Origin of the sequence: Agrobacterium tumefaciens str. B6, assembly GCF_001541315.1 — a bacterium.
In the GTDB taxonomy this organism is placed as follows: Bacteria; Pseudomonadota; Alphaproteobacteria; order Rhizobiales; family Rhizobiaceae; genus Agrobacterium; species Agrobacterium radiobacter.
This window is the reverse complement of the sequence record NZ_LMVK01000001.1, coordinates 246,303-258,818: the sequence shown is the minus strand read 5'-3', so window position 1 is coordinate 258,818 and position 12,516 is coordinate 246,303. Positions and strand designations below refer to the sequence as shown.

The following is a 12,516-nucleotide window of genomic DNA, read 5'->3' as shown; positions in this document are numbered from 1 at the left end:
TCATATGCGGCCTTCAGGCAGAAAAACCGACCAGATGCGCAAGGTTTCCTTCGAGCGCAATTTCTCGAAACATGCCGAAGGTTCCTGTCTGGTAAAATTCGGCGACACGCATGTGCTCGTCACCGCAAGCCTGGAAGAAAAGACGCCGCCATGGCTGCGCAACAGCGGCAAGGGCTGGGTCACCGCCGAATACGGCATGCTGCCGCGCTCCACCCATGAGCGCATGAAGCGCGAAGCCGCCTCCGGCAAGCAGGGCGGCCGCACGCAGGAAATCCAGCGCCTCATCGGCCGCTCGCTGCGCGCCGTTGTTGATCTGCAGGCACTCGGCGAACGCCAGATCAGCATCGACTGCGACGTCATCCAGGCCGATGGCGGCACCCGCACCGCTTCCATCACCGGCGCATGGATTGCGCTCCACGATTGCCTGAAGTGGATGGAAACCCGCAACATGATCAAGGTCGAGAAGGTTCTGAAGGACCATATCGCGGCGATCTCCTGCGGTATCTTCGCAAACCAGCCGGTGATCGATCTCGATTATCTCGAGGATTCCTCCGCCGAGACCGATGCAAATTTCGTCATCACCGGTTCCGGCGGCATCGTCGAGGTTCAGGGAACGGCAGAAGGCGCGCCCTTCTCCGAGGAGGAATTCCTGACGCTGCTCGGTCTTGCCAAGGCCGGATGCAGCGAACTGGTCACCCTTCAGAAACAGGCCATCGCCTGAGCCGACAGGAAAACGTGATGCGCAAGCTCGATACCAGAACGATCGTCGTCGCCAGCCATAACAAGGGCAAGATCGCCGAAATCGCCGATCTGATCGGGCCTTTCGGCTTTTCCGCCAAATCGGCGGCGGAGCTGAATTTCTCGGAGCCGGACGAGACGGGCACCACCTTCGAGGAAAATGCCGCCATCAAGGCGCTTGCCTCCGCAAAGGCATCCGGTCTTCCGGCTTTGTCCGACGATTCCGGTCTGGTCATCGACGCGCTTGACGGTGCGCCTGGCGTCTATACCGCCAATTGGGCGGAGACGGCCGACGGCACGCGCGACTTCGCCATGGCGATGCAGAAGGTCGAGGATGCGCTTGCCGAGCGTGGCGCATCGAAGCTGGAAGATCGCACCGGCCGCTTTGTCAGTGTGCTGTGCCTTGCCTGGCCGGACGGGCATGTCGAATATTTCCGTGGCGAGGTGGAAGGCGCTGTCGTTTGGCCACCGCGCGGAACGAGCGGCTTCGGTTATGATCCCATCTTTAAGCCCGAAGGTTATGACACTACATTCGGTGAAATGACCGCAGACGAAAAACACGGCTGGAAGCACGGCGATGCGTTTGCGCTCTCCCACCGTGCCCGCGCGTTCAAAAAATTCGTCGAAACCTGTCTGGAGGCATGAACCCGATGACCGGGGAGCATCAACTTTCTGCCCCCGGCGCATCGCTTCTGCCGGATACGGGCGATCCCGGTTTCGGGATCTATCTGCATTGGCCCTTCTGCGCGGCCAAATGTCCCTATTGCGATTTCAACAGCCATGTCCGCCACCGGCCGGTGGATCAGGAACGGTTTACGGCTGCCTTTCTCCGTGAAATGGAACATATGCGGACGCTGAGCGGCCCGCGCGTTGTGACCAGCATCTTCATGGGCGGCGGCACGCCATCACTGATGGACCCGCAGACGGTCGGCGCACTTCTCGATGGCGTCGCGCGCTTCTGGCATGTGCCTGACGGTATCGAGATCACCATGGAGGCCAATCCTTCCAGCGTCGAGGCGGAACGTTTTCGCGGTTATCGCGCGGCGGGCGTCAATCGTGTCTCACTCGGCGTGCAGGCGCTCAACGACCGGGACCTGAAGTTCCTCGGCCGCCTGCATGATGTTGCCGATGCCTTGAAAGCCATTCGGCTGGCGCGGGAGATTTTTCCGCGTATGTCCTTCGATCTCATCTATGCCCGTCCGAACCAGACGGTGGCCGAATGGGACGCGGAGCTAAAGGAGGCTGTCTCCTATGCCGTCGACCATCTGTCGCTCTACCAGCTGACCATCGAGGAAGGCACGCCTTTCTACGGCCTGCACAAGGCCGGTAAGCTCATCGTGCCGGATGGCGAGCATTCGGCCGTGCTTTATGAGGCAACCCAGGAAATCACCGAGCGTTACGGCATGCCGGCCTATGAGGTTTCCAACCATGCCCGGCCCGGCGCCGAAAGCCGCCACAACCTCACCTATTGGCGTTATGGTGACTACGCCGGCATTGGCCCCGGCGCGCATGGACGCCTGACGAGAGGCGCTTCCAAGCTCGCCACCGCCACCGAACGCCACCCGGAAAACTGGCTCGAAACCGTTGAGCGGGAAGGCCACGGCATGGTGGATCAGGAACTGCTCGGCGTCGACGAACAGGCCGACGAATTGCTGCTGATGGGCCTTCGCCTGCGCGAGGGCATCGATCTTGCGCGCTGGAGCGACCTTTCCGGCCGCGATCTCGATCCGGAAAAGGAAGAGTTCCTTCTGCAGCATGGTTTCGTGGAAAGGCTCGGCAATTCCCGCCTGCGCTGCACCCCTTCAGGCATGCTTATTCTGGATGCCGTGGTGGCCGATCTCGCCTGCTGATCCACAGCATCGACAACGCCTCTAACCACCAATAAAAAAGCGGCCCGAAAGCCGCTTGAGGGTGATGACGAAGTCTGAAAACTTGCCTTCATCATGCTCTGGCCAGTCCCGAGCATCTGCAACCTATTGATTTTATCATACGTGATCGAATCCTCGGGACAGGCCCGAGGATGACGTCGAATACGAGAGCGGCTTGCCAACGGACTGAAGCGGCCCGAAGGCCGCTTCTTTTTATGCGTTGTTTTCGTTGATCAGGCGCTTTAGCAGCTCAACCTCATGGCCAAGCTTGGTGTCACCGGAAATCAGTTCCTCGATCTTGCGCACGGCATGCAGAACCGTGGTGTGATCGCGACCGCCGAAACGGCGACCGATCTCGGGGAAAGAACGCGGCGTCAGCATCTTGGCCAGATACATGGCGATCTGGCGCGGCTTGACGATGACGCGGGTGCGACGGTTGGACACCAGTTCCTGCCGCGACACATTATAGTGCTTGGCGACGATGCGCTGAATATCCTCGATGCGCACGCGCTTGGCCTCACCCGTCCCGACGAGATGTGACAGCAGTTCATCGACACGGTCAACCGAGAGGTTCGGCTCAAAAGAGCGACGGAACATCAGCTGGTTAAAGGCGCCTTCCAGTTCACGTCCGCTCGCCGTCACGCTTTTGGCAACGTGGGTCAGGATTTCGTCCGAAATCTCGAAAGACGGATCGTCCTGGCGCGCCGAGCCGAGGCGGCGGTTGAGCATTTCGTAGCGCATGTCGTAATCGGGACCTTCGATCTCGATCGCCATGCCGCCCTGAAGACGGGAACGGACGCGCGGATCGAGCGATTCCAGCTCCCACGGCGCACGGTCAGCAGCGACCACGACCTGCTTGGCGCTGTCGAGCAGCATGTTCAGCAGGTGGCAGAATTCATGCTGGATCATCTTGCCCTGCAGGAACTGCATGTCGTCGATGACGAGCAGGTCGATATTGCGTAGCGTGTCCTTCAGCGTCAGGGCATCGTTGTCGCGGATTGCGGTTGCAAAACGCCACATGAAATATTCAGCTGTCAGATAGACCACGCGCGGATTGCGCGGGCTGTCGATGGCGGCATTGGCGATTGCCTGCAGAAGATGCGTCTTGCCGAGACCAACACCCGCATGGATGAACAGCGGGTTGAAGCGCACGGCACCGGCACCGGCTTCGGCGATCGTCTTTGCCGCCGCAAGCGCGACGCGGTTAGACGAGCCTTCAACAAAGGTATCGAAGGTGAAACGTGTGTCGAGCGGCGAGCCGAACAACGGCCCGGAACCGCCCTGACGCAGGGTCGCCTGCGAAGCCGCGGGCTGCGCGGCAGGCGTGGCGGGCTGCGACGGTATAAAGGACTTGTTCCGCGGAGCCGCACCAACCTCCGCAACGGGCTGCACCCTCTCCTCGGTCTGAGCCGGACGGATCGGGCGGCTGGCCGAGCGGACCAGAATCTCCACCTTCAGCACATCCGGATCCTCGCTCTGGACGAGGTTGGTGATCAGGTCCATGTAACGGTTGTTGATCCAGGACTTCAGAAAGGTCGTCGGAACGGTAAAACGGACGACGCTTTTCGAAACGGTATGGAGTTTGAGCCGTGCGAACCAGCTTGCATAGACCTCCGGACCAACCTGTGCCTTGAGCCGCGCGCTAAAACGTTCAAACAGCGCATCGTGCGTCATAGCCGATTTGTCCCCTGCCGCATCTGAGCAAGCTGCATCACGCGTCTTTGGTGCGCGGTCCCCATCAGCCACCGCACCCATCGCCAAATTCAATTGCATATTGCCGCCTTTCAAATTGCCAATCATAGCCTGACGATCAAAGATCGACCGCCAGGGATCCCCCTCGTTTATTTCTGCCCCCAAGCGTTCCCCTCGAAAGAACGCCAAAGGCGACTACTTGTTTGCGAGCCGGTTATCCCATTTCCCTCCCCCTCATGGAGAGGCCTGCGACACGCTAAAAACGCTCCTTTCGCTACAACCTTAAGGCGCATTCTTGAGGACAAAAAACCCCCGCCCGTTCCGGAGACCGAAACGGCACAAAAAGCTCCATGACCTGAAAAAACGGACCTCGAAAGACCCGTCAGCAAGAAGGTGAATATCGTCGATACGATCATCGAGATAATCTGTGGACTGAGATCCGCACCCCTTGTTGAAATGCATTTAGGCAGGATCGTGGGGAGAGATCAATGGCGTTTTTTCTGCAAAAACTCAGATCGGCCATTGACTCGCAAAGGCCGTTTTGCATCACCGACAGGGTGCGAAGCAGAATCGCTTATGAATCAATGAGATTCAATTTTGGCAATTTTAAAGAGCGGATTTTGGCAAAAAAATAAAAATCTTCTTGACTCAAAACTAGCCGCGACTTCCGTAGAGAAAGCCCCTGAGTTTTCCAGAGACCTCCAGCAAGTTATTGTTTTTACTGAAAATTTCCTGTCGTCCATCTGACATGCGTTTGTCACGTTACGGCAGCAATGGTTAACGGGCAGTTAGAATCACAAAAAGCCCGGTCAAAAGACCAGGCTTTTTGAATAATTATTTGTGATTAGCCGGATTAGGCGGAAAGAGCCTTAACGCGCTGTGCGAGACGCGACACCTTGCGGGATGCGGTGTTGCCGTGCAGAACGCCCCGGGTGGCGGCGCGCTGGATCTCGGGCTGAGCTGCCTTCAGAGCTTCGGTGGCGACTGCGAGATCACCGGAAGCGATGGCTTCCTCGACCTTGCGGATGAAGCCGCGAACGCGCGAACGGCGAGCCTTGTTGACTGCGGTACGGCGAGCGATCTTGCGGGTCGCCTTTTTCGCCGAAGTTGTATTGGCCATGTATGCCTCTCTTCGAATTCAAACCAAATTCCGCAACCATAGGATCGGGTCGTTAGAAGACCTCACGTAACCCAAGAATGCGGGAGTAATTTCGGACAAGCCGGATGGCTTTCCTTAACCGTGGGCGGGCATATACCGCTAAAGCTTACGCCCGTCAACGCGCAAAACGCTTAAAAGCGCCGATATTCCGAATCCTTAGCGATTCCGGAAAGCGGGTTTGCGCTTTTCCACGAAGGCGGCCATGCCCTCCTTCTGATCCGCCGTGGCAAAGAGCGACTGGAACGAGCGTCTTTCAAATCTCAGACCTTCTGAAAGCGGCACCTCGAAGGAACGATTGACGCTTTCCTTGGCCATGAGCACGGAGGCACGCGACAGGGAAGCTATGCGGGTTGCGGCCTCAACCGCCTCGTCCATCAGATTTGCAGCCGGCACAACACGCGACACGAGACCGGCGCGCTCGGCTTCCGCTGCATCCATCATGCGGCCGGTCAGAACCAGGTCCATGGCCTTTGCCTTGCCGACTGCCCGTGTCAGCCGCTGCGAGCCGCCCATGCCGGGGATGACGCCGAGGGTGATTTCCGGCTGGCCGAACTTCGCCGTATCAGAAGCGATGATAAAATCGCACATCATCGCCAGTTCGCAGCCGCCGCCGAGCGCAAAACCGGAAACGGCGGCGATAACAGGCTTGCGGGTGGCCGCAACCTCGTCCCAGCCGCCGAGAAAATCGCCGACATAGGCATCGACGAAATCCAGCCCCTGCATTTCCTTGATGTCGGCGCCAGCAGCAAATGCCTTTTCCGAACCGGTAATAATGATCGCACCGATGGAATCATCGGCGGAAAACGAAGACAGAATGTGCCGCAGCTCTTTCAGAAGCACCGAATTGAGAGCGTTGAGCGCCTTGGGGCGGTTGAGGGTGATGACACCCACCTCATCGCGTTTCTCGACCAGTATCGTTTCATAGTCCACGGCAGTCTCCCCTTCTCCGTTACTCCGACAGCGTTACTTCTGGCAGGCGGCGCAATAAAAGGTCGAACGACCGGCCTGCACCACCCTTTCAACCGTACCCCCGCAGCCGGGTGTCCGGCAAGGCTGGCCTTCCTGATCGTAGACCGAAAAGGAATGCTGGAAATAACCGAGCGTTCCGTCCGTCTGTATATGGTCTCGTAATGAGGACCCGCCGGCGGCGATGGCGTCGGCGATGACATCGCGGATTTTCTCCGTCAGATCGACGAGTTGTGCTTTGGGCCTGCCACCTTTCGTCACCAGCGTTCCCGCGGCCCGCAGGGGCGAAAGATGCGCGCGCCACAGCGCCTCACAGACATAGATATTGCCGAGGCCGGCGATGACCTTCTGGTCCAGCAGCGTGCTTTTCAGGGGCTGGCTTTTGCCCTCAAACCGGCTCGCCAGATAATCCGCGCTCAGCGCATTGCCTGTCGGCTCCGGGCCAAGCTCGGCAAAGGCCGGGTAAAGATCGAGCTTGTTGCGCTCCACCAGATGCATGAAGCCGAAGCGGCGCGGATCATTATAGATGACGCAGACACGCTCTTCTCCTTGATCGAGATGAAAGACGACATGGTCGTGCTTGCCGTCCTTCGAGCGGGCGTGATGAAACGCGCCGGGCGTCTTGTCAGCCTCATCCGTTTCCGCCTCGATACGAAACGAACCGGACATGCCGAGATGGGAAACGATCGTCAGCCCGTCTTCCAGCTCGATGAGAAGATATTTCGCCCTTCGTCCGAGCGATATGATCGTCTTGCCCTCGATCAGCCCCGCGAAATCCTCCGGGAAAGGAAAGCGCAAATCCGGGCGGCCGAGATGCAGCCTGCGGACCCTTGCCCCTTCCATAGCAGGTGCAAGGCCACGTCTGACGGTTTCGACTTCTGGCAATTCTGGCATCTGGCTTATCCGACAGTTTATCGTTAGGACCATGTGGTCTATACAGTGCACGCGAAATGTCGCGCCCAGGCGATGCGGCAACAGATAGCGTTGCCATGGCGTTTCCGCTATGGTCCGCCACGCAATAAATATGGAGACAGACGATGACCGACGCCCGTACCACTGCCCAAGGCGGCATGGAAACGTCCTATGGCTTCCACAAGGTGGACGAAGGCAAAAAGCAGGGGCTGGTCAACGAGGTCTTCCATAAGGTGGCCAAGCGCTACGACATCATGAATGACGTAATGTCGGCTGGCCTGCACCGGCTGTGGAAGGACGCGATGGTCTCTTCGCTTTCGCCGCGCAAGGACCCGTCCTACAAGATTCTGGACGTTGCGGGCGGCACCGGCGATATCGCCTTCCGTATCATCGAAGCCTCCAATCGTCTGGCGCATGCCACCGTTCTCGATATCAACGGCTCGATGCTGGCCGTCGGCGAGGAGCGCGCGGCAAAAAAGAAGCTTTCCGACAATCTGACCTTCGTGGAGGCCAATGCCGAGGAGCTGCCCTTCGAGGCGAATAGTTTCGACGCCTATACGATCGCGTTTGGCATTCGCAATGTGCCGCGCATCGATGTCGCGCTGAAAGAGGCACACCGTGTCTTGAAGCGTGGCGGGCGGCTGCTGGTGCTGGAATTTTCCGAAGTCGATATGCCGCTGCTCGACCGTGTTTATGACGCCTGGTCGTTCAACGCCATTCCGCAATTCGGCAAGATGATCACGGGTGATGCCGAGCCCTATCAGTATCTGGTCGAATCGATCCGCAAATTCCCCAATCAGGAAGATTTCGCGACGATGATCCGCACCGCCGGCTTCTCCCGCGTGACCTACACCAATTACACCGGCGGCATCGCCGCCCTGCATTCCGGCTGGAAGCTTTAAGACCATGGCCGGTAAAAGCAGGAGACAAGCATAAGCATGAGTACTTTGGGCGCATATTTCCGCCTCGCAAGGGTTGGCTGGGTTCTCGTGCGCGAAGGCGTCGTGCTGGCCCTGCCGTCCGACGACCTGCCTGCTCCCGCCCAATTATTGAAAGCGCTGCTGAAGCCATTCGCCCGCAGCAAGGCGAAACGGGCGCAGCGCAGCGACCGGCTGGCGGTGGCTGTGGAGCGGCTCGGGCCCTCCTATGTGAAGATGGGTCAGTTTCTCGCCACCCGGCCGGATGTGGTAGGCGCCGACTTCGCCGACGATCTCGCAAGCCTTCAGGACCGCATGGCCTTTTTCCCGGCCGCTGCGGCGAAGGCCAATATCGAGGGCTCGCTCGGACGGTCGGTGTCTGAACTCTACAGGGAATTCGGCGATCCGATCGCCGCGGCTTCCATTGCCCAGGTGCACCCGGCAATGGTGGATACACCAAAAGGGCCGCGCAAGATGGCCGTCAAGGTCATCCGTCCCGGCGTGCGCCAGCGTTTCCAGAACGATCTGGAGGCGATGTATCTGATTGCCGACCTGCAGCAGCGTTTCGTCCGCTCCGCCCGCCGCCTGCGCCCCGTCGAGGTGACGCGCACGCTGGAGCAGACCACCAAGATCGAGATGGATCTGCGGTTAGAGGCCGCCGCCCTTTCCGAACTTGCCGAAAATACCAAGGACGATCCGGGTTTCCGTGTTCCGGAGGTGGATTGGGAGCGCACCGGTCGCGATGTCGTCACCATGGAATGGATTGACGGTGTCAAGATGTCGGATATCGAGGGCCTGAAGGCGGCTGGCCACGACCTGAACAAGCTCGCCGATACGCTGATCCAGTCCTTTCTGCGGCATACGCTGCGCGATGGCTTCTTCCACGCCGACATGCATCCCGGCAATCTCTTCGTGGATGCTGAGGGCGAGATCGTTGCCGTCGATATGGGCATTGCCGGACGCCTTGGCAAAAAGGAACGCCGCTTCCTTGCCGAAATCCTCTACGGCTTCATTACCCGCGACTATATGCGGGTGGCTGAGGTGCATTTCGAGGCCGGTTATGTGCCGGGCCACCACGACAAAGCCAGTTTCGCGCAGGCGATCCGCGCCATTGGAGAACCGATCCACGGCCAGCCGGCCGAGACGATCTCCATGGGCAAGTTGCTGACGCTGCTGTTCGAAGTGACCGAACTCTTCGACATGGAGACGCGGCCGGAACTCGTCATGCTGCAAAAGACCATGGTGGTGGTGGAAGGCGTGTCGCGCATGCTCAATCCGCGCTTCAACATGTGGAAGGCGGCCGACCCGGTCGTTGGCGGCTGGATCAGGGACAATCTCGGACCGAAACGTGTCGTCACCGACCTGAAGGATGGCGTGAAAGCCGCCCTCAAGCTTGCCGAGGCAGCACCGGAGATTGCCGCCAAGACGGAAAAACTGCATTCCGAATTGATGTATATGAGCGAGAACGGCCTGCGTTTTGATGCGCAGACGGCGGAAGCCATTGGCAAGGCGGAAGCGCGCCACACCAAATGGGGACGGGTCGCTCTCTGGGTCATTGCGCTGACGCTTCTCTATATTGCGATCAGGGTGAGCTGAGCATTTCGGCACCGCTATGTGCCATGTTTGTGTAATGCATTGGAGCGATAAGGGTCTGATCTCTAGCCAAGACAGGTGATTGGTGCGGGTAAGGGTTGCTCGGAAGCCTGCGCGGAAGTGCGCCGATGGTAGAGACGGATACGCCGGACAGGATTTGATTTTGATGGCAAAAGCGCAAGTACTAAAAGCAGCCCTTTCCTATACCTCCTGGCCACTGGTGTTCGTCGGCGGCCTCGTCGGGTCCTATTTCGCTTTTACGAGCAGTCATCCAATCGCAGCCTTTCTCGCCGTTTATGCGGGCGCGGTTCTCAGCCTGTTTCTCCTCGAGCGCTATATTCCCTATGAAGTCGAATGGCTTGAGGGGGATGGTGAGACCATCAACAGCATCGGTCACACGCTTCTGACGAAGGGGCTCGTACAACTCGCTGCCGCCGCCGCAGCGATCTTCCCGATGGTAGCCGCGAATGTTCTGCAGCCGCTGGCGGCGATGCGGTTCGACCTGTGGCCTTCCCATTTGCCAATGATTGTCCAGGTCGCGCTTGCGGTGGCGATTGCCGAATTCGGTCTCTACTGGGCCCACCGCATTGCGCATGAAACGGTATTCTTCTGGCGGTTCCATGCCCTGCATCACAGCGTCGTGCGGCTCTGGGTCGTCAATACCGGTCGGTTTCATGTGGCCGACTCCCTGTTCAAGATCGCGCTCAGCCAGATTCCGCTTTATTTCATGGGTGCGCCGCTTCCGGTTTTCTGGTGGCTCGGCGCCGTGACCGCCTTCATCGGTATTTTGACCCATTGCAATGTCGATATGAAAACGGGGCTGCTCGATTATATCTTCAGCACGCCGCGCCTGCACCGCTGGCACCATTCGAAGCAGCTTCCGGAAGGCAACACCAATTACGGCGAAAACCTCGTCATCTTCGATCTCATTTTCGGATCCTACCACAACCCCGACCGGCCTTCTTCCACCGATATCGGCATCAAGGGTGAGATCGCAAAGGGGTTCGTGCCGCAGCTCCTGCAGCCCTTCACCAAAGAAGGCGTCCGCCAGATCATTGGCAAGGACAAGAAGGTCAACTGACCGTAAATTATAAACGGGGTGCGGTATCGATCACGATGCCGAGTTCGCCCCGCAGCTTTTTTGTCAGGCCGGCGGCGACAAGCTCGTAGGAACGGCGCACATAGTGCTCCAGTTCTTCCTGTTCGAGCGGTGAATGATCGGCAATCGAGACCCATTTGCGTTTGGCGAAATAGGGCGCCTGAGCAATGCCTTCGAGTGAGGTCAATATTTCGAAGCTCTCTTCCGAGCATTTCACCACCAGCCGCCAGTCCTCCCGCTCGCCAAGCACGGCAAAGACCTTGTCGCCCACCTTGGCGACATGTGAATCCCATTGATCGACGAACCGGACGCCCGGCCATTCGCCAAGCACCCTGTCGAATGTCTTGCGATCGAACAGGCTCATGCGAGTTTCTCCGCGATCAGTGCCGCCAGACGTTTTGCGACTTCGGTCTTGTCGAGATCCGGCCAGTCCTCGACACCGGCAGCTGAAATGATTTTCACGCTGTTGCGATCCCCGCCCATGATGCCGGTTTGCGCCGAGACATCGTTAGCGACGATATAATCCGCTCCCTTGCGTTCCAGCTTCGCCCGGCCGTTCTTCTCGATATCCTGCGTTTCGGCGGCAAAACCCACCACCAACGTCGGACGCTTTTCATGATGGCCGACGGTTTTGAGAATATCGGGATTTTCCGTCAGCTGCAGCGCCAGCGGCGCATCGCCCGGCTGCTTCTTGATCTTCTGTTCCGATGAGCCCGTCACCCGCCAGTCGGCGACGGCGGCGACCATGACGGCGATATCCGCCGGCAGCCTCGAGATGACCGCATCGCGCATCTCCTCGGCGCGCTCGACATGCACCGTTTCAACACCTGCCGGATCCGCAATCGTGACGGGGCCGGAAACCAGCGTGACCTTTGCTCCCAGCTCCGCCAGAGCCGCCGCAATGGCGTGGCCCTGCTTGCCAGAGGAACGGTTGGCGATATAGCGCACGGGATCGATCGGCTCGTGCGTGGGGCCGGAGGTGACGATCGCCGTTTTGCCATTCAGGGGCTTTGGCCCCTCATCCAGCAATGCGGCGACGGCTTCGACGATCTGCAATGGTTCGGCCATACGGCCAAAACCAGCCTCGCCCTTCTCTGCCATTTCACCGACCATGGGTCCGATGAAAAACACCCCGTCTTTTTTCAGCGTTTCGACATTTCGTACCATCGGTTTGGCAGACCACATTTTCGGGTTCATCGCCGGAGCCACCAGCACCTTACGATCCGTCGCAAGAAGAATCGTGGAGGCAAGATCATCTGCCAGACCGTGCGCCATCTTCGCCATCAGATCGGCTGTGGCGGGAGCCACCAGCACGAGGTCGCAGTCGCGCGCCAGCCTGATATGGCCCACATCCTGTTCATCCTGCCGTGAAAAAAGCTCGGTAAAGACATGGGTGGCGGACAGCGCGCCGACGGCAAGCGGGGTGACGAATTCCTGCGCGCCCTTCGTCATCACTGGCGTCACCTTCGCGCCGCGCTCTTTCAGGCGGCGGATGAGATCGAGGCTCTTATAGGCCGCGATGCCGCCGGAGATGATGAGGAGGATATGTTTGCCTGAAAGCGTCATGATGCC

At 59.0% G+C, this 12,516-nt stretch carries 12 protein-coding genes; 6 read left to right on the top strand and 6 right to left on the bottom strand.

Going from position 1 to position 12,516, the window contains the following annotated elements; genetic code table 11:
• The first annotated feature begins 4 nt into the window (after positions 1-4).
• Genes rph through hemW form a run of 3 tightly spaced genes read left to right on the top strand, consistent with a single transcriptional unit; the run spans position 5 to position 2,588 of the window.
• Complete coding sequence (rph, locus tag ASB65_RS01285) at positions 5-721, top strand: ribonuclease PH (protein WP_060722824.1); 717 nt, start codon at positions 5-7, stop codon at positions 719-721.
• 17 nt (positions 722-738) lie between these two features.
• Positions 739-1,383 carry an RdgB/HAM1 family non-canonical purine NTP pyrophosphatase gene (rdgB, locus tag ASB65_RS01280; protein WP_060722823.1) on the top strand — a complete coding sequence of 215 codons (645 nt, stop codon included), beginning with the start codon at positions 739-741 and terminating at the stop codon, positions 1,381-1,383.
• A 5-nt stretch (positions 1,384-1,388) separates the two neighbouring features.
• Positions 1,389-2,588 (top strand): radical SAM family heme chaperone HemW, encoded by a 1,200-nt coding sequence (hemW, locus tag ASB65_RS01275; protein WP_060723023.1) that lies wholly within the window; start codon positions 1,389-1,391, stop codon positions 2,586-2,588.
• A gap of 231 nt (positions 2,589-2,819) precedes the next feature.
• Here the strand turns inward: hemW and dnaA are convergent, their stop codons facing one another.
• The 4 genes from dnaA to mutM all read right to left on the bottom strand — a co-directional run bounded on the left by dnaA (position 2,820) and on the right by mutM (position 7,317).
• Entirely contained in the window at positions 2,820-4,280 is a 1,461-nt protein-coding gene (gene dnaA / locus ASB65_RS01270; protein WP_003503801.1) for a chromosomal replication initiator protein DnaA, read from the bottom strand.
• 871 nt (positions 4,281-5,151) lie between these two features.
• Positions 5,152-5,418, bottom strand: coding sequence for a 30S ribosomal protein S20 (gene rpsT / locus ASB65_RS01265; protein ID WP_003493474.1), 267 nt, complete (start codon positions 5,416-5,418; stop codon positions 5,152-5,154).
• A 195-nt stretch (positions 5,419-5,613) separates the two neighbouring features.
• Entirely contained in the window at positions 5,614-6,387 is a 774-nt protein-coding gene (locus ASB65_RS01260) for an enoyl-CoA hydratase (RefSeq protein WP_003503804.1), read from the bottom strand.
• A 33-nt stretch (positions 6,388-6,420) separates the two neighbouring features.
• Entirely contained in the window at positions 6,421-7,317 is an 897-nt protein-coding gene (gene mutM, locus ASB65_RS01255) for a bifunctional DNA-formamidopyrimidine glycosylase/DNA-(apurinic or apyrimidinic site) lyase (RefSeq protein WP_060722822.1), read from the bottom strand.
• Between the two features lie 143 nt (positions 7,318-7,460).
• On the opposite strand from mutM, the gene ubiE reads away from it, so the two are divergent.
• The 3 genes from ubiE (at position 7,461) to ASB65_RS01240 (ending at position 10,926) form a co-directional block, all read left to right on the top strand.
• Positions 7,461-8,237, top strand: coding sequence for a bifunctional demethylmenaquinone methyltransferase/2-methoxy-6-polyprenyl-1,4-benzoquinol methylase UbiE (gene ubiE / locus ASB65_RS01250; RefSeq protein ID WP_003503808.1), 777 nt, complete (start codon positions 7,461-7,463; stop codon positions 8,235-8,237).
• 36 nt (positions 8,238-8,273) lie between these two features.
• Positions 8,274-9,848 carry a 2-polyprenylphenol 6-hydroxylase gene (ubiB, locus tag ASB65_RS01245; RefSeq protein WP_060722821.1) on the top strand — a complete coding sequence of 525 codons (1,575 nt, stop codon included), beginning with the start codon at positions 8,274-8,276 and terminating at the stop codon, positions 9,846-9,848.
• 163 nt (positions 9,849-10,011) lie between these two features.
• Positions 10,012-10,926 (top strand): sterol desaturase family protein, encoded by a 915-nt coding sequence (locus tag ASB65_RS01240; protein WP_060722820.1) that lies wholly within the window; start codon positions 10,012-10,014, stop codon positions 10,924-10,926.
• A 7-nt stretch (positions 10,927-10,933) separates the two neighbouring features.
• Here the strand turns inward: ASB65_RS01240 and ASB65_RS01235 are convergent, their stop codons facing one another.
• Together ASB65_RS01235 and coaBC are read right to left on the bottom strand one after the other, a co-directional pair.
• Positions 10,934-11,308: an MmcQ/YjbR family DNA-binding protein gene (locus tag ASB65_RS01235; RefSeq protein ID WP_003503813.1), complete on the bottom strand. Its 375-nt coding sequence runs from the start codon at positions 11,306-11,308 to the stop codon at positions 10,934-10,936.
• On the bottom strand, positions 11,305-12,510 hold the full coding sequence (gene coaBC, locus ASB65_RS01230; RefSeq protein WP_060722819.1) for a bifunctional phosphopantothenoylcysteine decarboxylase/phosphopantothenate--cysteine ligase CoaBC: 1,206 nt from the start codon (positions 12,508-12,510) through the stop codon (positions 11,305-11,307). Before coaBC ends, ASB65_RS01235 begins: the two co-directional genes overlap by 4 nt.
• Positions 12,511-12,516: the final 6 nt, after the last annotated feature.